The 23,496-nt window shown below is 65.8% G+C and carries 27 protein-coding genes; 16 read left to right on the top strand and 11 right to left on the bottom strand.

Annotated elements, in window-relative coordinates; translation table 11 throughout:
- Positions 1–54: 54 nt before the first annotated feature.
- From BKM74_RS09085 to BKM74_RS09065, 5 genes are all read left to right on the top strand, one after another.
- Entirely contained in the window at positions 55–696 is a 642-nt protein-coding gene (locus BKM74_RS09085) for a pyridoxamine 5'-phosphate oxidase family protein (RefSeq protein ID WP_086465382.1), read from the top strand.
- 1 nt (position 697) lies between these two features.
- The gene (locus tag BKM74_RS09080; protein ID WP_086465381.1) at positions 698–1,630 is read left to right on the top strand and encodes a fatty acid desaturase family protein; all 933 of its coding nucleotides are present in this window, start codon (positions 698–700) and stop codon (positions 1,628–1,630) included.
- Between the two features lie 143 nt (positions 1,631–1,773).
- Positions 1,774–2,802 carry an alpha/beta fold hydrolase gene (locus tag BKM74_RS09075; RefSeq protein ID WP_086465380.1) on the top strand — a complete coding sequence of 343 codons (1,029 nt, stop codon included), beginning with the start codon at positions 1,774–1,776 and terminating at the stop codon, positions 2,800–2,802.
- A gap of 33 nt (positions 2,803–2,835) precedes the next feature.
- A complete protein-coding gene (locus BKM74_RS09070; protein WP_086465379.1) occupies positions 2,836–3,279 on the top strand; it encodes a DMT family transporter in 444 nt (147 codons plus the stop codon).
- Positions 3,280–3,348: 69 nt separating this feature from the next.
- The gene (locus tag BKM74_RS09065) at positions 3,349–4,827 is read left to right on the top strand and encodes an N-acyl-D-amino-acid deacylase family protein (protein ID WP_086465378.1); all 1,479 of its coding nucleotides are present in this window, start codon (positions 3,349–3,351) and stop codon (positions 4,825–4,827) included.
- 38 nt (positions 4,828–4,865) lie between these two features.
- Here the strand turns inward: BKM74_RS09065 and BKM74_RS09060 are convergent, their stop codons facing one another.
- Both BKM74_RS09060 and BKM74_RS09055 read right to left on the bottom strand, forming a co-directional pair.
- Positions 4,866–5,567 carry an alpha/beta fold hydrolase gene (locus BKM74_RS09060; RefSeq protein WP_086465377.1) on the bottom strand — a complete coding sequence of 234 codons (702 nt, stop codon included), beginning with the start codon at positions 5,565–5,567 and terminating at the stop codon, positions 4,866–4,868.
- A 6-nt stretch (positions 5,568–5,573) separates the two neighbouring features.
- The gene (locus BKM74_RS09055) at positions 5,574–6,134 is read right to left on the bottom strand and encodes an isochorismatase family protein (protein ID WP_086465376.1); all 561 of its coding nucleotides are present in this window, start codon (positions 6,132–6,134) and stop codon (positions 5,574–5,576) included.
- A 143-nt stretch (positions 6,135–6,277) separates the two neighbouring features.
- On the opposite strand from BKM74_RS09055, the gene BKM74_RS09050 reads away from it, so the two are divergent.
- The 7 genes from BKM74_RS09050 to BKM74_RS09020 all read left to right on the top strand — a co-directional run bounded on the left by BKM74_RS09050 (position 6,278) and on the right by BKM74_RS09020 (position 12,860).
- On the top strand, positions 6,278–7,858 hold the full coding sequence (locus tag BKM74_RS09050; protein ID WP_086465375.1) for a DEAD/DEAH box helicase: 1,581 nt from the start codon (positions 6,278–6,280) through the stop codon (positions 7,856–7,858).
- 3 nt (positions 7,859–7,861) lie between these two features.
- A complete protein-coding gene (locus BKM74_RS09045) occupies positions 7,862–8,104 on the top strand; it encodes an Lrp/AsnC ligand binding domain-containing protein (RefSeq protein ID WP_086465374.1) in 243 nt (80 codons plus the stop codon).
- Positions 8,105–8,345: 241 nt separating this feature from the next.
- On the top strand, positions 8,346–9,524 hold the full coding sequence (locus BKM74_RS09040) for an ABC transporter substrate-binding protein (RefSeq protein WP_086465373.1): 1,179 nt from the start codon (positions 8,346–8,348) through the stop codon (positions 9,522–9,524).
- Between the two features lie 70 nt (positions 9,525–9,594).
- Positions 9,595–10,467 (top strand): branched-chain amino acid ABC transporter permease, encoded by an 873-nt coding sequence (locus tag BKM74_RS09035; RefSeq protein ID WP_086465372.1) that lies wholly within the window; start codon positions 9,595–9,597, stop codon positions 10,465–10,467.
- The gene (locus BKM74_RS09030; RefSeq protein ID WP_086465371.1) at positions 10,460–11,416 is read left to right on the top strand and encodes a branched-chain amino acid ABC transporter permease; all 957 of its coding nucleotides are present in this window, start codon (positions 10,460–10,462) and stop codon (positions 11,414–11,416) included. Before BKM74_RS09035 ends, BKM74_RS09030 begins: the two co-directional genes overlap by 8 nt.
- On the top strand, positions 11,413–12,174 hold the full coding sequence (locus BKM74_RS09025) for an ABC transporter ATP-binding protein (RefSeq protein WP_086465370.1): 762 nt from the start codon (positions 11,413–11,415) through the stop codon (positions 12,172–12,174). The genes BKM74_RS09030 and BKM74_RS09025 overlap by 4 nt, the downstream gene beginning before the upstream one ends.
- Positions 12,174–12,860: an ABC transporter ATP-binding protein gene (locus BKM74_RS09020; protein WP_086465369.1), complete on the top strand. Its 687-nt coding sequence runs from the start codon at positions 12,174–12,176 to the stop codon at positions 12,858–12,860. Before BKM74_RS09025 ends, BKM74_RS09020 begins: the two co-directional genes overlap by 1 nt.
- Positions 12,861–12,871: 11 nt before the next feature.
- On the opposite strand, the gene BKM74_RS09015 is transcribed toward BKM74_RS09020, so the two are convergent.
- From BKM74_RS09015 to BKM74_RS09005, 3 genes are all read right to left on the bottom strand, one after another.
- Positions 12,872–14,233 carry a hypothetical protein gene (locus BKM74_RS09015; protein WP_086465368.1) on the bottom strand — a complete coding sequence of 454 codons (1,362 nt, stop codon included), beginning with the start codon at positions 14,231–14,233 and terminating at the stop codon, positions 12,872–12,874.
- Between the two features lie 130 nt (positions 14,234–14,363).
- Positions 14,364–14,978, bottom strand: coding sequence for an HD-GYP domain-containing protein (locus BKM74_RS09010; protein ID WP_086465367.1), 615 nt, complete (start codon positions 14,976–14,978; stop codon positions 14,364–14,366).
- 167 nt (positions 14,979–15,145) lie between these two features.
- Complete coding sequence (locus BKM74_RS09005; protein ID WP_086465366.1) at positions 15,146–15,382, bottom strand: DUF3297 family protein; 237 nt, start codon at positions 15,380–15,382, stop codon at positions 15,146–15,148.
- A gap of 162 nt (positions 15,383–15,544) precedes the next feature.
- On the opposite strand from BKM74_RS09005, the gene BKM74_RS09000 reads away from it, so the two are divergent.
- From BKM74_RS09000 to BKM74_RS08985, 4 genes are all read left to right on the top strand, one after another.
- A complete protein-coding gene (locus tag BKM74_RS09000; RefSeq protein ID WP_086465365.1) occupies positions 15,545–16,192 on the top strand; it encodes a LysE family translocator in 648 nt (215 codons plus the stop codon).
- Positions 16,193–16,262: 70 nt separating this feature from the next.
- Positions 16,263–17,456 (top strand): O-succinylhomoserine sulfhydrylase, encoded by a 1,194-nt coding sequence (gene metZ, locus BKM74_RS08995; protein ID WP_086465364.1) that lies wholly within the window; start codon positions 16,263–16,265, stop codon positions 17,454–17,456.
- The gene (locus tag BKM74_RS08990) at positions 17,453–17,878 is read left to right on the top strand and encodes an OsmC family protein (RefSeq protein WP_456152411.1); all 426 of its coding nucleotides are present in this window, start codon (positions 17,453–17,455) and stop codon (positions 17,876–17,878) included. Before metZ ends, BKM74_RS08990 begins: the two co-directional genes overlap by 4 nt.
- Complete coding sequence (locus BKM74_RS08985; protein ID WP_086465362.1) at positions 17,878–18,858, top strand: ATP-grasp domain-containing protein; 981 nt, start codon at positions 17,878–17,880, stop codon at positions 18,856–18,858. Before BKM74_RS08990 ends, BKM74_RS08985 begins: the two co-directional genes overlap by 1 nt.
- A gap of 390 nt (positions 18,859–19,248) precedes the next feature.
- Here the strand turns inward: BKM74_RS08985 and BKM74_RS08980 are convergent, their stop codons facing one another.
- The 6 genes from BKM74_RS08980 to apbC are packed head-to-tail and all read right to left on the bottom strand — an operon-like array spanning position 19,249 to position 23,379.
- Positions 19,249–19,599 (bottom strand): hypothetical protein, encoded by a 351-nt coding sequence (locus BKM74_RS08980; RefSeq protein WP_086465361.1) that lies wholly within the window; start codon positions 19,597–19,599, stop codon positions 19,249–19,251.
- Between the two features lie 35 nt (positions 19,600–19,634).
- Positions 19,635–19,841 carry a DUF6494 family protein gene (locus BKM74_RS08975; RefSeq protein WP_086465360.1) on the bottom strand — a complete coding sequence of 69 codons (207 nt, stop codon included), beginning with the start codon at positions 19,839–19,841 and terminating at the stop codon, positions 19,635–19,637.
- 17 nt (positions 19,842–19,858) lie between these two features.
- Positions 19,859–20,884 (bottom strand): DUF6352 family protein, encoded by a 1,026-nt coding sequence (locus tag BKM74_RS08970; RefSeq protein WP_086465359.1) that lies wholly within the window; start codon positions 20,882–20,884, stop codon positions 19,859–19,861.
- A 22-nt stretch (positions 20,885–20,906) separates the two neighbouring features.
- Entirely contained in the window at positions 20,907–21,389 is a 483-nt protein-coding gene (locus BKM74_RS08965) for a DUF6505 family protein (protein ID WP_086465358.1), read from the bottom strand.
- Between the two features lie 8 nt (positions 21,390–21,397).
- Positions 21,398–22,168 (bottom strand): biotin/lipoate--protein ligase family protein, encoded by a 771-nt coding sequence (locus BKM74_RS08960; RefSeq protein WP_086465357.1) that lies wholly within the window; start codon positions 22,166–22,168, stop codon positions 21,398–21,400.
- Positions 22,169–22,176: 8 nt separating this feature from the next.
- Positions 22,177–23,379 (bottom strand): iron-sulfur cluster carrier protein ApbC, encoded by a 1,203-nt coding sequence (gene apbC, locus BKM74_RS08955; RefSeq protein ID WP_086465356.1) that lies wholly within the window; start codon positions 23,377–23,379, stop codon positions 22,177–22,179.
- Positions 23,380–23,496 lie beyond the last annotated feature (117 nt).

Here is a 23,496-nt window from a genome sequence, read left to right as displayed (position 1 = left end):
GGCTCTTGTATAATCGGCTTACAAATTAACTGTTCCAAACACTCTGGAGGCACCATGCCGCTGGACGATACCGCCGCCCCCGCTTCGCCCGCATCTGGTCCCGATCTCGAAGCGCTCTATGGCGAGGCAACGCCGCTGGCCATCGCCAAGGTGCTGGACCGGATCGACGAGAATTGCCGGCTGTTCATCTCGCATTCGCCCTTCCTGTGCATCGCCACGGCCGATGCCGAAGGCAAGCAGGATGTCAGCCCGCGCGGTGACCCGCCCGGCTTCGTGCAGGTGCTGGACGACAAGACACTGGCGATCCCCGACCGGGTCGGCAACAACCGCATCGACACGCTGAAGAACCTGCGGGACAACCCGGAGGTCGGGCTGATCTTCTTCGTTCCCGGCGTCGGCGAGACCATGCGGGTGAACGGCACCGCGCGGATCACCGAGGATGTGGCCCTGCTGGAGGGCATGGCGATGAACGGCAAACCGCCGAAGACCGCCATTCTGGTGACGGTGCGCGAGGCCTTCATCCATTGCGCGAAGGCGCTGAAGCGCTCCAGCCTGTGGGATCCGTCGGTGCAGGTGCCGAAGGGCACGATCCCGTCGCTGGCCCGCATGATCAAGACTCAGGTCGAGGCCATGGGCGACACTGTCGAGACCGTCGAGGAACGTATCGAGGTTGCCTACAAGGAAAGGCTCTACTGAGATGACCGACGCCAGCGTGAACCGGTCCAGCCACCGTCTCGTCAGCCCGGCCGAGCTGAAGGCGCTGAGCCAGCGCTCCGACGCCAGGGGGCTGGTGCGGCTTGCCCTGCATGCCGGGCTGATCGGCCTGTCCAGCTACGCCATCTGGCGCACGCAGGGCACGCTCTGGGTGCTGCCTTCCATGCTGGTGCAGGGGCTGTTCCTGGTCTCGCTGTTCGCCACCATCCACGAAACGGTGCATTACACGGCGTTCAGGAGCCGCCAGCTGAACGAGGCGGTGGGCTGGCTGGCCGCCCTGCCCTCGATGCTGAATTCCACCTACTATAAGCATTTCCACCTCGCCCATCACCGCCACACGCAGGATCCGGCGCGCGACCCGGAACTGACCCCGCCGCCGCCGGCGACGCGCGGCGAATTCTGGTGGCGCATCACCGCCATCCCCTACTGGATCGGCCGCTTCCGCTCGCTGGGCAAGCTGGCTGTCGGCAATTTCGCGGGCGCGGATTTCGTGCCGGAAAAGGCGCGCGGCGAGGTGGTGCGCTCGGTCCGGCTGATGATCGGTTTCTATGCGCTGGTGCTCACCGGCGCCGTGGCGACGGGCAGCGCCTGGCCGCTGCTCTACTGGATCGCCCCGGTCATCCTGGGCCAGCCCTTCCTGCGCGCCTATCTGCTGACCGAGCATACCGGTTGCAGCGAGGATGCGAACGGCCTGACCAACACCCGGACCACGCTGGCCTCCTGGCCGGTCCGGCTGCTGATGTGGAACATGCCGTTCCATGTCGAGCATCACCTCTACCCCTCGATCCCGTTCCACGCCCTGCCGGCGCTGCACGTCAAGGTGCGGGGCGACCTCGCCCATCTGGCGCCGGGCTACCTGCCGACGCTGCGCGCCATTCACGCCGATCTGGGGGCTAATCCAGGACGGGCGGCATAAACTCCCAAAGGCGCACCAAACTCTTGCCGTCACCCCCGCACTTGTTGCGGGGGTCCAGGCTTCCGCCCTCTGGATGCCCGCCCGTGTAAGCTTAACCCTGGATTCCCGGGACAAGCCCGGGAATGACGATGGAAGAGGATCGAATGACTGACGCTGCGATGACCGACACAAGCACCTACGAATGCAAGGATTTCGTTCTGCAATGCGGCATCACCCTGCCGGTGGCGCGGCTGGTCTATAAGACCTATGGCACGCTGGCGGATGATAAATCGAACGTCATCCTCTACCCGACCTCCTACAGCGCGCAGCACAGCGATATCGACTGGCTGATCGGCAAGGACCGCATCCTTGATCCGACGCGCTATTTCATCATCATCCCCAACATGATGACGAATGGCCTGTCGACCTCGCCGTCGAACACACCCTATCCGCTGAATCAGGGCCGGTTCCCGGACATCACCATCTACGACAATGTCCTGCTGCAACGCCGCTTCTTGAATGAGGTCTTCGGCATCGAGCGGCTGGCGATGGTCTATGGCTGGTCGATGGGCGGCCAGCAGGCCTATCACTGGGGCGCGCTGTTCCCTGACGACGTGGACCGGCTGCTGATCACCTGCTCCTCCGCGCGCACCTCGGAGCACAACAAGATCTTTCTCGACAGCATCCGCGCCGCACTGACCGCCGATCCTGCCTGGCGCGACGGCTGGTTCCACGAGCAGCCGGTGAAGGGCATCCGCGCCATGGGCCGCATCTATGCCGGCTGGGCGATCTCGCAGACATTCTACCGCCAGCAGCTCTACAAGAGCCTCGGCTACACGACGCTGGAGGATTTCCTGGTCCGCTTCTGGGAATGGACTTATTCCCGGCGTGACGCCAATGACCTGTATGCCCAACTTGGCACCTGGTTCACCTCCGACATCAGCGCCAACGAGCTTTACAAGGGTGACCTCGCCGCGGCGCTTTCCGCCATCAAGGCGAAGGTGCTGCTGATGCCGGGCGAAACCGATCTGTATTTCCGCACGGAAGACAATGAACTGGAGCTGCCGCATCTGAAGAATGCGGAACTGCGGCCGATTCCCTCGATCTGGGGCCACCGCGCCGGAAACCCCTCGCAAAATCCCGAGGACGAGCGTTTCATCGCCCAGGGCGTGCGCGACCTGCTGTCCGCCTGACGGAACGATACGAAACCATCCACGGAGGAATCGATGAGCTGGGCCTATATCGTCCTGGCGCTGTTCGCAGGCATTGTGGTGCCGGTACAGGCCGGCCTGAACGCCGTGATGGCGCGCCATATCGGCGGCGCGCTGAGCGCCACCTTCCTGTCCTTCATCATCGGCACCGGGGCGCTGGCGCTGATCCTGGCGGTGACACGCCCGACCCTGCCCAGCCTCGCCGCCTTCGGCAGCGTGCCGGTCTGGGCCTATGCCGGCGGGCTGATGGGGCTGATCTATGTCGCCTCCTCCACCTTCCTGGCGCCAAAGCTGGGCGCCGCCACCCTGCTGGCGCTGGTGATTGCCGGGCAGATGATCGCCTCACTGGTGATCGACCAGTACGGGCTGGTCGGCTTTCCGGAGAATCCGATCACGCTGCTGCGGGTGCTGGGCGTGGTGCTGCTGGTCGCCGGCGTGGTGCTGATCCGCGCTTTCTGAGCGCCTTCTTGCCAAGCCCCGCCGGCTGGTCTGTAATCACCGCTGACAAGTCATAACAGGAGTTTCCCCATGAGCGCGCCCGTCGATGGTAAGGCCGATCTGATCATCCGCAACGCCCGCCTGATCGACGGCACCGGCGGTGCGTCCTTCATGGGCGACATCGCCATCCGCGACGACCGCATCGTGGCGCTGGGCGCGCTGGGCGGCATGAGCGGCGGCAGCGAGATCGACGCGCAGGGCAAGGCGGTCGCCCCCGGCTTCATCGATGTGCACACCCATGACGACCGGGCGGTGCTGGCGAACCCGACGATGAAGAACAAGGTCAGCCAGGGTGTCACCACCGTGGTCACCGGCAATTGCGGGGTCAGCCTGGCACCGCTGAAGATCGACCGCCGCCCGCCGGCGCCGCTGGACCTGATCTGCGACACGCCGGAAGGCTTCTATGGCGATTTCGCCAGCTATCTGAAGGCGCTGGACGATGCGCCGGCAGCGGTGAACGTGCTGGCGCAGGTCGGTCATTCCTCGCTGCGTGTCGGTGCCGTCGCCGATCTGACCCGCGCCGCATCTTCCAGTGAAATCAAGGTGATGCGGAAAAAACTGGAAGAATCGCTGGAAGCCGGCGCCATCGGCTTCTCGACCGGCCTGTTCTATCCGCCGTCGCAGGCGGCCCCGACCGAGGAAGTTATCGAACTCGGCAAGGCGCTGCACGACCATGCCGGGCTGCACACCACCCATATGCGCGACGAGGCGGCGCACATCACCGACTCGCTGGCGGAGACCTTCCGCATCGGCCGCGAGGCCGACATCCCGGTGGTGATCTCGCACCATAAATGCGCCGGCGCCGACAATCATGGCCGCTCGGTCGAGACCCTGCCGCTGATCGACGCGGCGATGAAGCAGCAGCGTATCGGCCTCGACGTCTATCCCTATATCGCCAGCTCCACCATGCTGAGCCCGGACCGCATGGCGGGAGCCAGCCGCGTGCTGGTCACCTGGTCGGTGCCGCATCCCGAACATGCCGGGCGCGACCTGGCCGATATCGCCGCCGAGATGGGTCTGAGCCAGACCGAAGCCGCCGGCAAGCTGCTGCCCGCCGGCGCGGTCTATTTCTCCATGGCCGAGGAAGATGTGCAGCGGATCATGAAATATCCGCATTCGATGATCGGCTCCGACGGGCTGCCGCACGATACCCGCCCGCATCCGCGGCTGTGGGGCACCTTCCCGCGCGTGCTGGGCCATTACAGCCGCGATGTCGGGCTGTTCCCGCTGGAAGAGGCCGTGCGCAAGATGACCGGCCTGTCGGCCACCCAGTTCGGCCTGAAGGACCGCGGCACGCTGAAGGTCGGCAATTACGCCGATATCGTGATGTTCGATCCCGACACCGTCATCGACACCGCCAGCTTCACCGACCCGATGCAGGCCGCCACCGGCATCGCGCTGGTGATCGTGAATGGCCGCCCGGTCTGGCAGGAGGGCGCGGTTACCGGCGCGCGGCCCGGCCGCGCCATCCGCCGCCAGCAGCTGGGGACGTTCGGCAAGGCGGCCTGAGATTTACCCTCTCCCCTTGCGGGAGAGGGTAAGAACCCCTACCCCCTGAGCCACTCGCGCATCGCCATGTTCACCTCGGCGGGGCGTTCCAGCGTCGGCAGATGGCCGGATTCCTCAACCACGACCAGGCGCGATCCGGCGATGCCCGCGGCGATTTCCTTATGGATGTCCAGCGGCGTCAGCGCGTCCTGCCGGCCGCACAGCACCAGCGCCGGCACCTTGATTTTCGCCAGATCGGCGCGCCCGTCCGGCCGGCCCATGATCGCCTTCTGCTGGCGGATGAAGCCGTCCATGCCGACATTCTCGGCCATCGCGAAGATGATGGCGGTCAGCTTCTCATCCTGCTGCCGGTCCGGGTGGATCAGCAGCGGCAGCAGGCGCGGCGTCACCCCCTTGAAGCGACCCTTCTGCGCCAGCTCGATAAGACCGCGCCGGCGTAGCATCTGCTCCTCCGAATCGGCACGCGGCGAGGTGTCGAGCAGCGCCAGCTTCAGCACCCGCTCCGGCGCCTGGCGCATGATCTCCTGCGCGACATAGCCACCCATCGACAGGCCGGCGAGCGCGAATTTCTCCGGCGCCTCCGCCAGTGCGGCGGCCGCCATTTCCGTCACCGACTCGTGACGGGTGAGGTCGGCGACCTGGCAGTCCGCCATGTCGGACAGCGCCTGCATCTGCGGTGCCCACAGCTTCTCGTCGCACAGCAGGCCCGGCAACAGGACCAGGGGAATCTTCTCAGCCATTCCGTATCAGCTCTTTTCTTTCAACCGCTTGATGAAGGGGATCGTCGCCTTGAACGCAGCCGTGTCGGCCCGGTGCAGCCATTCGAAGACGACCATCTCGGATGTGACGACGAGCATACCGGCCCGTTCCATCCGGGCAAGCCCGCGCTGCCGGTCCTCGCCATCGCGGGAGGCGACGGCATCGGCCACCACTACGACATCATAGCCCGCCGCCTGCAGGCCGAAGGCGGTCTGCAGCACGCAGACATGCGCCTCCGCGCCACACAGCACGACCTTCGGCCGGCCGAGGGTCTTCACACGCGCAGGTACGCCCGGCTCCGCCATCGCATCGAAGGCGATCTTCTCGACAGTGGAACCAGGCGGCAGCAACCCGGCCAGGCCCGGCACCACGCCGCCCAGCCCCTTGGGATATTGCGCCGTCGCCAGAACCGGCACCCGCAATTCCCGCGCGGCGCGAAGCAGCAGGTCGCAGGCCGCCACCATGCCGTCCTGGCCCCGCAGGGCGGGCAGCAGCTTTTCCTGCGCATCGATCAGCAGCAGGGAACAATCGCCATGATGCAGCAGCATCGGTACCTCGCTTTGCGGCAAAAGCGCACTCTATGGTCCGCGAAACCAGACAAAAGTTGACAGAATCGCATGCAACTCTAATATCGCCCGCGACGACAGGCGTTTTTTTCGCCTGAGGCGCCATTTCCAAAGAACGGACCATAATGGGTTTCTCAGACCTGGGACTTAGCCCGGACCTCCTGCGCGCCATCGAGGACGCAGGCTACACGACACCGACTCCCATTCAGGAACAGGCGATCCCGCAGGTTCTGATGGGCCGCGACGTTATGGGCATTGCCCAGACCGGCACCGGCAAGACGGCCGGTTTCACCCTGCCGATGATCGAGATTCTGGGCAAGGGCCGGGCCAAGGCCCGCATGCCGCGCTCGCTGATCCTGGAGCCGACGCGCGAACTCGCCGCGCAGGTCTCGGAAAGCTTCGAGAAGTACGGCAAGCACCACAAGCTGAACATGGCGCTGCTGATCGGCGGCGTCTCCTTCGCCGAGCAGGAAAAGAAGATCGACCGTGGCGTCGATGTGCTGATCGCCACGCCGGGCCGCCTGCTGGACCATTTCGGACGCGGCAAGATCCTGCTGCAGGATGTGAAGATCCTCGTCATCGACGAGGCCGACCGCATGCTCGACATGGGCTTCATCCCGGATATCGAGCGCATCGTCGGCGTGCTGCCGAAAATCCGCCAGACGCTGTTCTTCTCGGCCACCATGGCGCCGGAAATCCGCAAGCTTTCCGACAAGTTCCTGATCAACCCGAAGCAGATCAGCGTCGATAAGAAGGCCAGCACCGCCGAAACGGTGGTGCAGAATCTGGTTGTGGTCAATTCCAAGGCCAAGCGCGAGGCGCTGCGCAGCCTGATCCGGTCGGAGAATGTGAAGAACGCCTTCATCTTCTGCAACCGCAAGCGCGATATCGGCACACTGCAGAAATATCTGGCGCAGAACGGCTTTTCCGCCGTGGCGCTGCATGGCGACATGACCCAGCCGGCGCGCACCGAGACGCTGGCCCGCTTCAAGAACAATGAAGTGTCGTTGCTGGTCTGCTCCGACGTTGCGGCCCGCGGTCTCGATATCCAGGCCGTCAGCCACGTCTTCAATTTCGACGTGCCCAGCAATGCCGAGGATTATGTCCACCGCATCGGCCGTACCGGCCGCGCCGGCATGACCGGACGCGCCTATACCATCGCCACGCCGGAAGAGGCGAAATACGTCGCCGCCATCGAAAGCCTTATCGGCAACCCGATCCCGCGCATCACGACCGATGACGTGGATGCCGAAGAGCTGGACATGAGCGATGTCGGCGGCAAGCGCCGCCGCGGCGGCCGCAAGGGCAAGGCCGAGGAAACGGCAAAGCCGGCCCGGTCCAGGGCAGCGGCAGCGCCCGAGACCATGCCCGAGGCACCAGCCGAATCCCCGGCTCAGACACAGCCGGAAGCGGATGAGGCCAAGCCCGCCCGGACACGGCGCAGCCGGTCGGAACGCGGTGAACGCGCACCTGCACGCGATTCAGGGCGCGACCAGGGGCGCGACCAGGGGCGCGACCAGGGGCAGCGCGATAAGGCACCGGCCCCGACGAAGCACGAGCCGATCCGGGACCGCCGCGACGAGCCGAAGCGGGACCGTGCGCCGCGCTTCAGCGATGATGATGCGGCCGATACCGGTTCCGGCGGCTTTGGCGACGATGTGCCGGCCTTCCTGCTGCGGACCGTGAAGCTGAAGAAGAGTGCGTAGGCCATGAAGGCGATCTTCATCATGGTGAAGTGCGATCTGGGCCAGGCCTACAAGGTGGCCGACGAGGCAGTGCAGGGCGTCGAGCAGATATCCGAGGTCTATTCCACCTCCGGCCAGTACGATCTGCTGATGAAGTGCTACCTGGAAGAAGATGCCGATATCGGCCATTTCGTGACCGAACGCATCCAGACCCTGCCCGGCGTGAAGGACACCTTCACCCTGATCACCTTCAAGGCCTTCGGGTAATCATCTCCTTTAATCGTCACCCTCGGGCTTCTGCATTCTCCTTACTGTCACCCCCGCACTTGTTGCGGGGGTCCATGTTTCTGCATGCTGGATCGCCGGTCGAGTAAGCTGAAGCCTGGATTCCCGCAACAAGTGCGGGAATGACGACCGTGGAAATCTACATTGCCGTTTGGTTTCAATTGAGCCTGCGCTAGGATGCGCACGGTCTTGATAATGCTGATTCCGGGAGGCTTGGGAACATATGAAACGGGCATCGCTGCTGGCCACGGCCGCATTTCTCGCATCATTCACTTTCGCGCCGGCGCACGCCGCCGAGCCGCTGAAGATCGGCTTCATCTCCACCCTGTCCGGGCCGGGTGCGGCGCTTGGCAAGGATCTGCTGGACGGCTTCAATCTCGGTATCGAGCAGTCCGGCGGCATGCTGGGCGGCCGCACGGTCGAGCTGGTGACCGGCGACGACCAGCTGAAGCCGGATGTCGGCCGCCAGCTGGCCGAGCGCATGATCCAGCGCGACAAGGTCGATCTCATCGCCGGCGTGGTGTTCTCCAACGTGATGATGGCGGTTGCCAAGCCGATCTTCGATTCCAAGACTTTCATGCTGAGCCTGAATGCCGGCCCCTCGGCGCTGGCCGGCAACCGCTGCAGCCCTTACTTCTTCAACGTCGCCTGGCAGAACGACCAGAGCCACGAGGCGATGGGCAAGCACGTCTCCGACAAGGGCTACAAGCGCGTCTATCTGATGGCGCCGAACTACCCTGCCGGCAAGGACGCGCTGACCGGCTTCAAGCGCTATTACACCGGCGGCGAGGTGATCGGCGAGATCTATACCCAGATCAACCAGCCGGACTATGCGGCGGAACTGGCCCAGCTGCGCGCCGCCAAGCCCGATGCGGTCTATATCTTCTATCCGGGCGGCATGGGCGTGAACTTCATCAAGCAGTACGCGCAGGCCGGGCTGAAGGCGGAGGTGCCGCTGTTCGGCCCCTCCTTCAGCTTCGACCAGACCATCCTGCCGGCGGTCGGCGAGGCAGCGCTGGGCGTGTTCAACACCGGCTTCTGGAGCCCGGACATGCCGAACGCCCAGAACCAGAAATTCGTGAAGGCGTTCGAGGCGAAGTACAGCCGTCCGCCCTCGCCCTTCGCCGCACAGGCCTATGACGGCGCGCTGCTGCTGGCCTCCGCGCTGACCAAGACCGGCGGCAGCGTGAAGGACGAGGCGAAATTCCGCAGCGCCATGCGCGCCGCCGATTTCGAGTCGGTGCGTGGCCCGTTCGCCTTCAACACCAACCATTACCCGATCCAGAATTTCTATCTGCGCGAGGTCATCAAGAACGATCAGGGCCGGATCACCAACCGGCTGGTCGGCACGGTGTTCGCGCGCCACATGGACGCCTATCACGATCAGTGCAAGATGAAGTGAGCCACGAAACGACAATCAGCGTGAACGGGGATCGCGCCAGCGCGGTCCCCGTCGCCATTCCGGACGTCGCATGACCCTCCTGCTTTTCATCGAACAGGTGCTGAACGGGCTGCAGCTCGGCACCATGCTGTTCCTGATGGCGGCCGGGCTGACGCTGGTATTCGGCATCATGCACCTGATCAACCTGGCGCATGGCTCGCTCTACATGATCGGCGCCTATGTCGCGGCCACCGTGCAGCAGGCGACCGGCAGCTTCACGCTGGGGCTGCTGGCGGCCCTGCCCGCCGCCGCGCTGACCGGCATGGCGATGGAGGCTATTGCCCTGCGACGGCTCTATGACCGCGACCATCTGGACCAGGTGCTGGCGACCTTCGGGCTGATCCTGTTCTTCAACGAGCTGGTGAAGATCGTCTGGGGGCCGCAGGCCTATTTCATGGCGGTGCCGGCAGCACTGTCGGGCAGCGTGGAAATCCTGCCGGGCGCGCCCTACCCGGCCTACCGGCTGGCCATCGTGGCGACCGGCATCGCGGCGGCGCTGTTCCTCTATCTGCTCATCACCCGCACGCGCATTGGCATGCTGATCCGCGCCGGTGCGACCAACCGCGAGATGGTGAATGCGCTGGGCGTGAATGTGGACCGGCTCTACATGCTGGTGTTCGGGCTGGGCGCGGCGCTGGCCGGGCTGGCCGGCGTGATGGCCGGGCCGCTGCTGGCGCTGGAGGTCGGCATGGGCGAAAACATCCTGATCCTCGCCTTCGTGGTCATCGTCATTGGCGGTATCGGCTCGGTGCGTGGCGCCTTCGTGGCCGCCCTGCTGGTCGGGCTGGCCGACACCTTCGGGCGCGTGCTGCTGCCCGGCGCGCTGTCGGAGATGACGATCTACATCCTGATGGCGGCGATCCTGGTCTGGCGCCCGCAGGGACTCTTCCCCGCACATGCTTGATATATTCCGCCGCATCGTGCTGTGGGGCGGGCTTGCCCTGCTCTGCGTGCTGCCGCCGCTGGCCGAGGCGCTGGGCGAGGGCTTCTACACGGTGATGGTCAGCCGCGTGCTGATCCTGGCGCTGGGCGCGGTCAGCCTGAACCTCATTCTGGGTTATGGCGGCATGGTCAGCTTCGGCCACGCGGCCTATCTCGGAATTGGCGCCTATGTGGTCGGCATCCTCGCCTACCATTCCGGCGACTGGTTCGGCACCGAGAGCGCCTTTGTGGCCTTTCCCGCCGCGATGCTGGTCTCGGCCCTGTTCGCGCTGGTCATCGGCGCGATCAGCCTTCGCACCAGCGGCGTCTATTTCATCATGATCACGCTGGCCTTTGCGCAGATGGTCTATTTCTTCTTCGTCTCGCAGCAGGACTATGGCGGGATGGACGGCATGCAGATGTGGAGCCGCTCCGACGCCGGCCCGCTCGACCTGTCGGACAATGCCAGCTTCTACTATCTCGCCCTCGTGCTGCTGCTGGCGGTGCTGTTCCTGAAGCACCGGCTGGTGCAGTCTCGCTTCGGCATGGTGCTGCGCGGTATCCGCGAGAATGAGCGCCGCATGCGCGCGCTGGGCTTCCCCACCTACCGCTACAAGCTTGTTGCCTTCGTGATATCCGGCGCGCTGGCTGGCCTCGCCGGCGCGCTGATGGCCAATCTGACCGAATTCGTCAGCCCGTCGCTGCTGCACTGGACGCGCTCCGGCGAGCTGATGGTGATGGTCATCCTCGGCGGCATGGGCTCGATAGCGGGTCCGGTGCTGGGCGCCTTCGCCTTCCTGGTGCTGGAGGATGTGCTGTCGGAGATCACCCAGCACTGGATGATCGTGCTGGGGCCGCTGCTCATCCTCATCGTGCTGCTGGCACGGCGCGGCCTCTATGGGCTGCTGACGCCGGAAGGCAGACACAAATGACCGCAATCCTGTCTATAGAGGGGCTGGAGAAGCGGTTCGGCGGCGTCACCGCCACCGACAGCCTGTCGCTCGACATCGTCCCCGGCGAAATTCACGCCATCATCGGGCCGAACGGCGCCGGCAAGACCACGCTGATCGGTCAGCTTTCCGGCGAGATCGCCCCGGATGCCGGCCTTATCCGCTTCAGGGGCCAGGACATCACCGTCCTGCCGACTCCGAACCGCGCGCTGATGGGCCTGGCCCGCTCCTTCCAGATCACCAGCGTGCTGCAGGGCTTCACCGCGCTGGAGAATGTGCTGCTGGCGGTGCAGGCGCATGACGGGCACAGCTTCCGCTTCTGGCGGCCCGCCCTGTCCGAGACGGCGTTGCGCGATGCCGCGATGGCGGCGCTGGAACAGGTCGGCCTCGGCGACCGCGCGAATGTGCCTGCCGCCGCGCTGGCGCATGGCGAGCAGCGCCAGCTGGAACTCGCCATGGCGCTGGCCGGGAAGCCTGCCCTGCTGCTGCTGGATGAGCCGATGGCCGGCATGGGGCCGGAGGAATCGGCGCGCATGACCGAGTTGCTGGCCGGGTTGAAGGGCAGCGTCACCATCCTGCTGGTCGAGCATGACATGGACGCGGTGTTCCGGCTGGCCGACCGCATCACCGTGCTGGTCTATGGCAGCGCCCTCGCCACCGGCACACCGGACGCGATCCGCGCCGACGAGGCGGTGCGCGAGGCCTATCTCGGGAGCGATTCTTTGGGGAGCGATTCCTGATGCTGAGCCTGCGCGGCGTGGAAAGCTTCTACGGCTCGAGCCAGGCGCTGTTCGGTGTCGATCTGGACGTCGCCTCCGGTACGGTGACGACGCTGCTCGGCCGCAACGGCATGGGCAAGACGACGACGGTGCGCGCCATTCTCGGCCTCACCCCGCCGCGCCGCGGCGAGATCGCAATGGACGGGCAGCGGCTCGACGGGTTGCCGCCCTACCGCATCGCACGGGCCGGCATCGGGCTGGTGCCGGAGGGACGGCACATCTTCCCCACCCTCACCGTCCGCGAGAATTTGATTGCCACCGCGCGCGGCGGTGGCTGGACCGAGGACCGGGTGTTCGCCCTGTTCCCCCGCCTTGCCGAACGCGCCGGCCAGCGTGCCGGCACGCTGTCCGGCGGCGAGCAGCAGATGCTGGCCATCGGGCGGGCGCTGATGACCAACCCGCGCTTGCTGATCCTGGATGAGGCGACGGAGGGGCTGGCACCGCTGATCCGCGAGGAAATCTGGCGCTGCGTCGAGAGCCTGAAGGCGGACGGCCAGGCGATATTGCTGATCGACAAGAATCTCGACGCGCTGCTGCGCCTCGCCGACCGGCACCACATCATCGAGAAGGGCCGCATCGTCTGGGCCGGCGGCTCCGCCGCGCTGGCCGCCGATACGGCGCTGCGCAAGCGCTATCTGGGCGTTTAGGATCTAGGTGTTTAGGCGAGCAACAGCACGCCGAGGCTGTACAGCGCCACGATGCTCAGCATGAGGCGTAGGTTGATGCCGTAGGCGAGCTGCCGGGCGGAAACCTCGAACAGCTTGGCGCAGACCAGGAAGGAGATCGAGCCCATCGCCGCCAGCGCGCCGAAGGCCCAGCCGATCAGCCCGGCCAGCGCCAGCAGCGCCAGATGCAGCGGGTCCGGCATATGCGGGCCGAACAGGGTCAGCAGCACCGTCATCGGCACCATCATGTGCACCCCGGCGGAGACCACCGCGATCATCACGACCAGCGTCACCGCGATCATCGCTCCCGCACCGAGATAGGGCGTCAGCAGCGCCACGAACTGGCCGACTTCCGGCGTCGCGGTGATGGCGGCGGCAAACCACATGGCGGCGACGAATACCGCCGATTCCATATCGAAATTCACCGCCACCTGGCGCACCAGCCGGAACATCGCCATGCCCCGCCCGCTGGTGCGGCGGTCGCCCGCCACCTCCGCCAGAAGGGCGATGACCAGCGCCGAGGACGGCACCACGACGATGGCCGACTGCACGGTGGTCAGGCCCAGCGTCAGGATGGTGGCGATGTTCACCACCACGATCACCACGATGGGCAGCAGCACGGCACCCAGCGCGCCCCAGAAGCGCGGCGTCAGCTGGCGCGGCAATGCGCACTGGCCGATGAGGAACGGAAAGGCCAGCACCGCCAGCGCCAGCGCGAAGCCCATGCCCATCAGCAGCGGCAGATTGACCTCCGGCAGCGCCGCCACGGCGACGCCCATCGCCACGGTGAAGGGCGAGAAGAAGATGGCAATGCCCATGCCGCGCATACCCCAGACGGCGAGGTCCTGCCGGGTCTCGGCGTCTCGCTCGCGCGTCAGGAACGGGGCGATGACGCTGACCGCGCCAATCGCGAGCGGCACCGAGAAGGCAAAGCTCAGCAGCTGCATGGCGCCGCGCCGCGCCTGCAGCCGGAAGGCGACGAGGCTGTCCTGCACCTCGGCCAGGCGCGGGGCGGTCTGCACGATGCTGCGCAACCCGTGCAGGCAGGTGACGAAGGCCGTCAGCCGCGCTGCGCGCTCCAGCCCGACAAGGCCGTCGCCCCAGGCGCCGACGCGCCAGATCAGCAGCGTGCCGATACCGCCAAAGACGATAACGGCGAAGCGCGGGAAACCGCCGCGCACGATGGCGCCCCACAGCGCGATCATCGCTGCCATCGCTGCGGCGATGGTGATCGGCCAGCGCCAGCCGGTGACCAGTTCCGTTACCGCCAGGATCCAGATGATGAGCACCAGCAGGGGGATTGCCTGCTCAGCCTGCTTCTCGCCGGGTTTCTTCGCGCGTGCCGCTTCCGCCATTGGGCCCCTGCCGGTTTCGTCAGGCCCTATTGTGCCCGCTTCAGCCTATTGTGCAGGTGCGAAGATTGCATGGCTAGACCGCGCAAGCGCAAAAGGGGGAGCGATCCCGACAAGATCGGTGTCGGCAAGATCAGTGATAGTGCCGCCAGTGCTGGGCGATTTCCGTGTCATGCCGTTCGACGATGCGCTTCACCAGCGGGCAGAATTTGTCGCGGGAGGTGCGCTCATCGCCTTCCAGCAGGACTTTCATTGCCTGATCGTGCGGCATGCCCGCCCGGTAGGGCCGGTCCTCGCGCAGCGCGTCATAGACGTCCGCCACGCCGACGATGCGGGCCTCCAGGGGGATGTCGCGTCCGCGCAAGCCATTGGGATAGCCGGAACCGTCCATCGCTTCATGGTGATGCAGCGCGATCCGGGCGGCGAGCGGGGCCAGCCGGCCCGCCTGGGATGCCAGCAGATCATAGCCGATCGCCGAATGCGCGCGGATGACCGAATATTCCTCCGCCGTCAGCCGCCCCGGCTTGCACAGGATATCCGACGGTATCCGCAGCTTGCCGATATCGTGATAGGCAGCGGCCCTGCCGATGGCCTCGCCTAGCGACCGGCCCAGGCGCAGCCGGCGGGCAATCAGCCTGGCCACATCGCCGACCGCGTTCTGATGTGCGTGCAGTCGCGACCGGGCGTCATCGCTCAGGGTTGCATCGGCTTCCAGACGGGCGAGCCAGTCGCCATTGGAAATGCTCATGGCGCAGCCCGGTGTCTTGGGCTCGCGACCGGCAAAAGAAACATTATAATTTCTTCAATCAACGAAAACAGGAAAGACGCTGAAAACAGGAAAAGCCCAGCCTCACAGGCCGGGAATATTAACAGGCAGGAACGCCGCGCCCTAAGGATCAATCGGAATGGCAGATATCACTCTTCCTTCAGGAAGACTTCGACCGGGCCTTTCAGCAGGATGGTCAGCGGATTGCCATTGCGGTCCAGCGTCTTGCCGGCGGCGACACGGATCCACCCTTCGCTGACGCAATATTCCTCGACATTGGTCTTCTCCACACCCTTGAAGCGCACGCCGACGCCGCGCTTCAGCAATTCCTCGTCATGATAGGGGCTGGCCGGATTGACGGAGAGACGGTCGGGCAGATCGGTCATGGCTGATGCCTTTTGTGGGCTGGAAATAGTGCGCCCTCTCCTAGCGTCGAAATGACGGATCGGCAAGAGGTGGCCTATTGTGACGGCGACAATACTCCCCGTGACAGGGTGAACGGGTGCGCTAGGATTGGCTGTAGCAGCTACCACAGCGCCGGTTCCGCCATGTCCCCGATCCTGATCCTCGCCAGCGTGTTCGCCATTTTTATCCCGGCCCTGATGCTGCCGGGACCGGATTTCATCGCCGTGGTGCGCTCCTCCATGACACGCGGCACGGCAGCGGGGCTGATGACCACACTGGGCGTCACGCTCGGCCTGGGGATGTATGCCAGCCTCAGCCTGCTGGGATTATCGGCGGTGCTGGCGGAGTATCAGTGGCTGGCCTGGAGCGTGCGGGTACTGGGCGGCCTCTATCTGATCTATCTCGGCATAAGGCTGTTCCTGGCCAGCCGCGGCAAGCTGGAGGAGATCGTCCTTCAGGACACCACCGAATCGGGCAGGCCGCGCGGCAACCCGCTGGTCTTCGGCTTCCTGGTGACGCTGACCAACCCGAAGGCCATCGTGCTGTTCGCCAGCGTGTTCGCGCCCGCCGTCACCACCGGCACGCCGCTCTGGTTCATGGGGCTGATGGTGGCGCTGGTGATGGCCAGCTCGCTGATCTGGTATTCCATCGTCAGCCTGTTCATGTCCTCCGGCCCGGTGATGCGCCGCTTCCGCAACGCGCAGCACTGGATCGAGCGGCTGGCCGGGGTGTGCTTCGTCGCCATCGGCGGGCGCATCCTTGCCGATGCGCGCAACCCGGTCACGCCCTGAGGGCACCTTGACTCGGCCTTGGCCGCCCGCCTACCGTCCGTTGCTTGATTAGAGGGCGGGAATCATCGACATGGGCGATCAGGATAAACGCGCAGACTGGAAGCCGCAGACGCAGCTGGTGCGTGGCGGGCAGTTGCGCAGCCCCTTCTCCGAAACCTCGGAGGCGCTCTATCTCACCTCCGGCTTCGTCTATGACAGCGCCGAGGAGGCCGAGGCGGCCTTCAGGAACGAAGGCTCGCGCTTCGTCTATTCGCGCTATTCCAACCCCACCGTCGCCATGTTCGAGGAACGGCTGCGGCTGCTGGAAGGCGCCGAGACCTGCCGCGCAACGCCCAGCGGCATGGCGGCCGTGGCAGCAGCGATGCTGTGCTTCCTTAAAGCCGGCGACCGGGTGGTGTCGTCGCGCGTGCTGTTCGGTTCCTGCCACTGGATCGTCTCCACCCTGCTGCCGCGCTATGGCATCGAGACGGTGCTGGTCGATGGCGGCGATCTGGAAGCCTGGCGCGACGCGCTGAAGCCCGGCGCGCAAGCGGTGTTCTTCGAGACGCCGTCGAACCCGATCCTCGGACTGGTCGATATCGCGGCGGTGTCGGAACTGGCGCATGCCGCAGGGGCGCGTGTCGTCATCGATAATGTGTTCGCCACGCCGATGCTGCAGCGCCCGCTGGAGCTTGGCGCCGACATCGTGGTCTATTCCGCCACCAAGCATATCGACGGCCAGGGCCGCTGCATGGGTGGCGCCATCCTGGGGCCGGCGGACTGGCACAAGGAATTCCTCTGGCCCTATTACAAACATACCGGCCCGTCGATGAGCCCGTTCAACGCCTGGGTGCTGCTGAAAGGGCTGGAGACGCTGGATCTGCGCGTCGAGCGCCATGGCCGCAACGCGCTGGCGGTGGCCCAGGCGCTGGAGGTGCACCCCAAGGTCGGCACGGTGCTGTATCCCGGCCTGTCCAGCCATCCGCAGTATGAGTTGGCGCAGCGGCAGATGAAGGGCGGCAGCAACCTGATCGCCTTCACCGTGCCGGGCGGCAAGGAGGGCGCGTTCCGGCTGCTGAACGGGCTGAACCTTATCGACATCTCGAACAATCTGGGCGATTCGAAGAGCCTGATCACCCATCCCGCGACCACCACCCACCGCGCCGTGCCGGCCGAACAGCGTGCCGAATTCGGCATCGGGGACGGGCTGGTGCGGATTTCGGTCGGGCTGGAGGATGCGGAGGATATCATCGCCGACCTGACGGCGGCACTGGAGGCGGTATGAGCATGAAGACGCGGGTAAAGTGGATCGACGGCATGGCCTTCATGGGCGAGAGCGGCACCGGCCATGCCCTCGTCATGGACGGCGCCCCCGAATATGGCGGCAAGAATCTGGGGCCGCGACCGATGGAGATGCTGCTGCTGGGGCTTGGCGGCTGCACCGCCTTCGACGTGGTGATGATCCTGCAGAAGGGCCGCCAGCCGATCGAGGATTGCCAGGTCGAGATCGAGGCGGAACGCGCCGAGGACCATCCCAAGGTCTTCACCAAGGTGCATATGCGCTACCTGGTGAAGGGGCGCGGCCTGTCGGCGGACGCGGTGAACCGCGCGGTCGAACTTTCGGTCGAGAAATACTGCTCGGCCACCCATATCATCAATAAGACGGCGGCGATGACCCATGAGGTCGTGATCGAGGAGCTGGGCTGATGTTCCCCGAATCGGACGACGCACGCATTTACGTGCTGTACGAAAATGCCGACTGGCTGGCGCCACTGGCCGAGCTGTTCGACGCGCGCGGCCTGCCCTGGCGGGGCTGGGATTTGTCAGACGGCGCCATCGACATCTCCGCCGAACCGCCGCACGGTATCTTCTTCAGCCGGATGAGCGCCTCGGCCCATACCCGCGACCATCGCTTCTCCACCGACCTGACCGCAGGATTGCTGACCTGGCTGGAACGCCATGGCAGGCGCGTGGTGAACGGCGTGCGCGCGCTCGACCTCGAACTCTCCAAGGCGCGCCAGTATGCGGCCCTGGAAAAGGCCGGCATCGAGACGCCGCGCACGGTGATGGTGCTGGGCCGCGACCGGCTGGTCGAGGCGGCAAAGGCGCATTTCGGTGACGGGCCGGTGATCCTGAAGCCCAATCGCGGCGGCAAGGGGCTGGGCGTGCAGCTGTTCAACAGCATGGACGGGCTTGCCGCCTATGCCGAAAGCCCGCTCTATGACGAACCGGTGGACGGCATCCACCTGCTGCAGGAATACATCAAGGCGCCGGAGCCCTTCATCACCCGCTGCGAGTTCGTTGGCGGGCGCTTCCTCTACGCCGTGCGCGTCGATACCAGCGGCGGGTTCGAGCTGTGCCCGGCGGATGCCTGCGCAGTCGGCGACGCCTTCTGCCCGGTCGGCGAAGAAGCCGCCCGCCCGAAATTCGAGATCGTGACGGAGATCGACCCGGTGCAGAAGGCCGGCTACGAGCGCATGCTGGCCGAGAACAGCGTGGAGGTCGCCGGCGTCGAGTTCATCCTCGGCAGCGATGGCCGGCCACGCACCTACGACATCAACACCAACACCAACTACAACACCGAGGCAGAGGCCCGCGCCGGCCTGTCGGGGCGCGGCGCGCTGGCGGATTTCTTCAGCGCCGAGCTGGCCCGGCTCTACCCCAACACCGCCCACGCGGCGGAATAGGCGCCAGCGGCTTTCCGCCCCCTGTGTCCTTCGAGACGCCGGCTTGATGCCGGCTCCTCAGGACGAGGCCATTGTTGGAATACCGTCAGAGAGTCCAGGTGACCTCATGCTGAGGAGCCGGCGCCAAGGCACTTAGGGCCGGCGTCTCGAAGCATCGGGCGGCCTGGCGCCGATCTCCCCTCACCCAGCTTCATTCCCTTTAATCTCTCCCCGTCACCCCCGCACTTGTTGCGGGGGTCCAGGCTTCCGCTCGCTGGATATCTGCCGAGCAGGCTGAACCCTGGATTCCCGGCACAAGGCCGGGAATGACGGCTGGAGGGATGGGGTACCAGCGTGATCGCACTCTAGCCACATGGGGAACTGGCTGAGGGGGAAACGAACCGGCCCGCCTCACCGTACCGGCGTGAAGCCGGGCGGCGGGCGGCCACCGGCGCCGCCGGGAGGACCGCCGGCACCTGGCGTCTGAGCGCGGCACATGGCTTCCGCCCGCCCCTTGAACTGGGCGGCCTGATCCGCCGTGACGACCTTGTCCGTCACCATCTGGTCGATCTGCGCCGCGCGTTCGGCGAAGCACTGCACGAAGGGATCGTCGGCGGCAGCGGCAGCATCCGCCGGACCGCTGCCAAACAGCCGGTCGCGCTCGTAATAGGCAAGGAAACCAGCCGCCGTGACGAAAACAAGCGCGGCCAGCGCGCGCGCCGCCGGACGGTCGAGAAAGGCGCCCTTCGCTGTCACGGCCATGGCTTTCCCTCCTGCTCTGGGCTGGGCCAGCCCGGTCAGGCCAGCTCGATATCGCCGTCGATAGCGACCTTGAGACCGACCCCATCGATGGTCAGCAGCATGGTCGCCTTCAGCGGCTTGGTGCCGGACAGCTCTCCCGATGCGACAGCGTCGCGCACCGCCTGCTCGATCTCGCGCTGCGACGTCACGCCGACCTTCTTCAGGAACTTCCGCACGCTCATATTCAAGGCGTCTTCGTTCATTGCGTCCTCCCTTCGCGCTAGACGGTTTCCGCCAGCGGCAGATTCACCAGCAGGTTCTGCGGTTTCACCCGCAGCAGATCGTTTTCTCCCTTGGCCAGCCCGAGATAGATCGGCCGGCCGGCCAGTTGCGGCAGCATGGCGTTCGGGTCACGGAATTCCAGCCGGAACAGCGAGAGCACATCGGCCAGCCGCTCCTCGCTGACCTCCTGGCCCTCGTAAAGCTCGTTCAGGATGTTGGTCGAGATGCTGTCGAGGCCGACATGCCAGCTCCAGCGGTCATCGCTGATCGATTGTACCGGCGCGATCCGCACATCGGCACCGACGAAATGCGCGATCCAGATTTCCAGCACGCGGCACAGCGCATCCAGCCCCGGCCGGCCGAAGGTGATGTCCAGCACCATGTCGAACCGGTCCGCGCGCTCCCAGTAATCATGCACATTCTCCTCGGTCATCACGTCGAGGTCGATCTGCCGCAGCGGCGTCTGCGCCTCGACGATCAGCCGGCCCAGATCGCCGAAGCCGCCGGTCGAGGCATACAGATCGATGACCTCCTCGTCGGCCAGCATGATGTTGCCGTCCTGGATCGTCACCTTCTGGCTGCGGAACAGCAGTTCGGCGGCGCGCAGCCGGAACGGATCCTCGCAGCCTTCCAGCAGGCCGCGCAGGATCACATGCACCATCTGGTCGAGGAAGATCGGCGCCAGGCGCACCGGCTCCACCGGCCCGTCCAGCTTGAACAGCGCGGCATAGGCCGCCTCGATGGTGCCGTGGCGCAGCAGGTGATCGCGGAAGTTCAGCACGATCTCGTAATTCTCGCGCGCATCCTCATCCTCGATGCGCAGCAGCTCGGCCGGAGTCACGGCGCGGCGCGGCGCTTCCATCAGCGCCGCGTGCAGCGCGCGCTCGGCATCGCAGGATTCCTCGACCGGCACCACCTCCGGCCGGTTGAAATAGGCACGCAGGTAATCATCCGTCACCGCAAGCTGGTTATCCGCTGCACGCTCCAGCAGGTAGTATCCGGAAGATAGCCAAAAATCAGGCATTTATAGAACTTTCTTAAATCTCTTATTCATCATCTGGAACGAGGCTCCAGATGGTCGCATGGTCAGCAGGGCGCGGTGGCTGCAGCGCCCGGAAGCGTTCGCGGATGCCGTTCTCCTCCATCTCGCGCTCCACCGCCAGCAGCATGTTCACCCGATGCTCCGCGGCGAGCCCGGCGGCGAATTCCGCCTCGGCGCGGGCCACCGGCAGGGCCACCTCGACCGATGGCGCACCGTAGCGCGCGACGAAGTGCTCTGCCAGCCTCTGCACCACCGCCTCATAGGAGGCCACATCGATATCCGATATCGACACGAAGGTGGACCAGCCAAAGCTCCCCGTCCCCAGGAAGGCGCTGCGGAAGGCAACGCGGCGCTTGCCGACCAGATCGCCCGGCCCGCTATCGGCGAAGGCGAAGCTGCCGGATACCGCCCATTCGCCGGGCTCGGCCGCCTGTTCGAACACCTGTGTGTCGGTGGCGTCCAGCCTTATGGTGCGGGGAAACAGCATATCAGACCCTAGAGCACCCAGCTCGGCCCAGCCAGCACGGCGGACAAGGGCAGCGCCTCGACCGTCTCGGTCTGCAGCAGCATGCCGCCGGAATCGTCCAGCCCGGTGAAAATGCCGGCATGCTGTTCACCGGCATAGGACAGGGCGACGCTCTCCTTGTAGCCGCTGCCGCGTTCCAGCCAGTGCGCCGCAACAGGCCGCAGCCCCTCCTCCCCGAAACGGTTCACCCAGAGCAGGAAGTGCCGGCTGAACGCCTCCAGAATATCCGGCACGGTCAGCTCGCCGCAGCCTTCCTCATGCAGCGCGGTGCGCGTCGGGTCCATGCCCGGCTCCTCGCCACCGACCAGTTCCCGCTGCACCAGGATGGTGAGGCCCAGCACCAGCCAGTCCGGCACCGCATCGGCCGCGCAGCCCTCCGGCGCAGCCAGCCGCAACCCGCCGACCAGCCCGCCATTCACCTCGATCCGGTCAGGCCAGCCAAACAGCACCGCGACCTGCGGCGGCACGATGGCGCCCAGCGCATCGCCAATGCCGATCATGCCGACATGCAGGATCGGCAGGACCTGCGCCAACGCTTGTTCCGGATGCAGCACGATGGCGAGTTCGACCCTATCGGCGCGATCCTCCCAGAACAGGGTGGCCGGATCGGCGCCCTGCCGGGCCGCCGCAAGGGCAGCCTCGAAGGCATCCTCGCCCGCCGGCAGCTTCACATCGTCATAGGCCGGCGGGAAGATCGGTTTCCCGGTGACCTCCAGAAGGCTGCGGGTTGCCTCGTCCATCGTCGTGCCTATTCGACGCTGATTTTCGGCGTGGCGCGCACGGCCCCGCCGGACAGCTTCGCCCAGACCGCCTCGGCAATGGACCGGTAAACCGCCGCATGCGGGCTGGAAGGCTGCGAGACCACGATGGGCTTGCCGCCGTCGGAAGTCTCGCGAATGGCGATGTCGAGCGGAATTTCGCCAAGGAAATCGACGCCCATGCGCTCCGCCTCCTTGCGCGCGCCGCCATGCGAGAAGATATCGCTGCGCTCGCCGCAATGCGGGCACAGGAAATAGCTCATATTCTCGATCACGCCGAGCACCGGCACATCGACCTTGCGGAACATGTTGAGGCCCTTGCGGGCATCCAGCAGGGCAATGTCCTGCGGCGTCGAGACGATGACGGCGCCGGCCAGCGGCACGCGCTGCGCCATGGTCAGCTGGGCGTCGCCGGTGCCCGGCGGCATATCGACCACCAGCACGTCGAGATCGCCCCATTCGACGTCGCGCAGCATCTGTTCCAGCGCACTCATCACCATCGGGCCGCGCCAGATCATCGGCGTGTCCTCGGCCACCATGAAGCCCATCGACATGCATTTGACGCCGTAATTCTCCATCGGCTTCAGCGTCTTGCCGTCCGGCGTGGTAGTCGGCTTGCCGGTGATGCCCATCATGCGCGGCAGCGACGGACCGTAGATATCGGCATCCAGCAGCCCGACCTTGCGGCCGATGGCGGCCAGCGCCAGCGCCAGGTTCACCGAGGTGGTGGATTTGCCGACGCCGCCCTTGCCCGAGGCCACGGCGATGATGGCGCGCACGCCGGGCACCAGCGGCTTCGCCTGGGCCGGCTGCTGGGGCGCGTGGCTGTGGGAATGACCATGCGAATGCGGGGCGGTTCCGCCGGTGCGGCTGCCGGCGGCCGGCTTGCCGCCCAACGGCCGCGGTGCCGGCTGCGGTGCGGCGGGCTGGGACGCGCCACGGGCGCTGTGCGCGGTCAGCGCGGCGGTGACGGCGGCAATGCCCGGCAACGCCTCCACTGCCTTCTGCGCCTCCTGCCGCAGGCCTTCCAGTTTCGGCCCGCGCGCCGGATCGACCTCGATGGCGAAGCTGACCCGTCCCTCCTGCACGGACAATCCGGTCACCATGCCGAGCGAGACGATGTCCCTGCCCTGTTCGGGGTCCTGAACTGTTTTCAGCGCGTCCAGGACCTGCTGTTCCGTCACCTGTGCCATTCGTCGATTCTTTCCCGTTCCGTGCGGTTCGTTGCGCTAGAGATATCACGATCAACCGACTGTTCGGCAAGGGCGGGTGTGAAACCCGCCCCTGCCCTGCTTGTCATTGCCGGGCTT

Source organism: Oceanibaculum nanhaiense (assembly GCF_002148795.1).
GTDB lineage: Bacteria > Pseudomonadota > Alphaproteobacteria > Oceanibaculales > Oceanibaculaceae > Oceanibaculum > Oceanibaculum nanhaiense.
The sequence above is the reverse complement of the archived record's forward strand: the minus strand, read 5'-3'. Positions and strand labels throughout refer to the sequence as shown.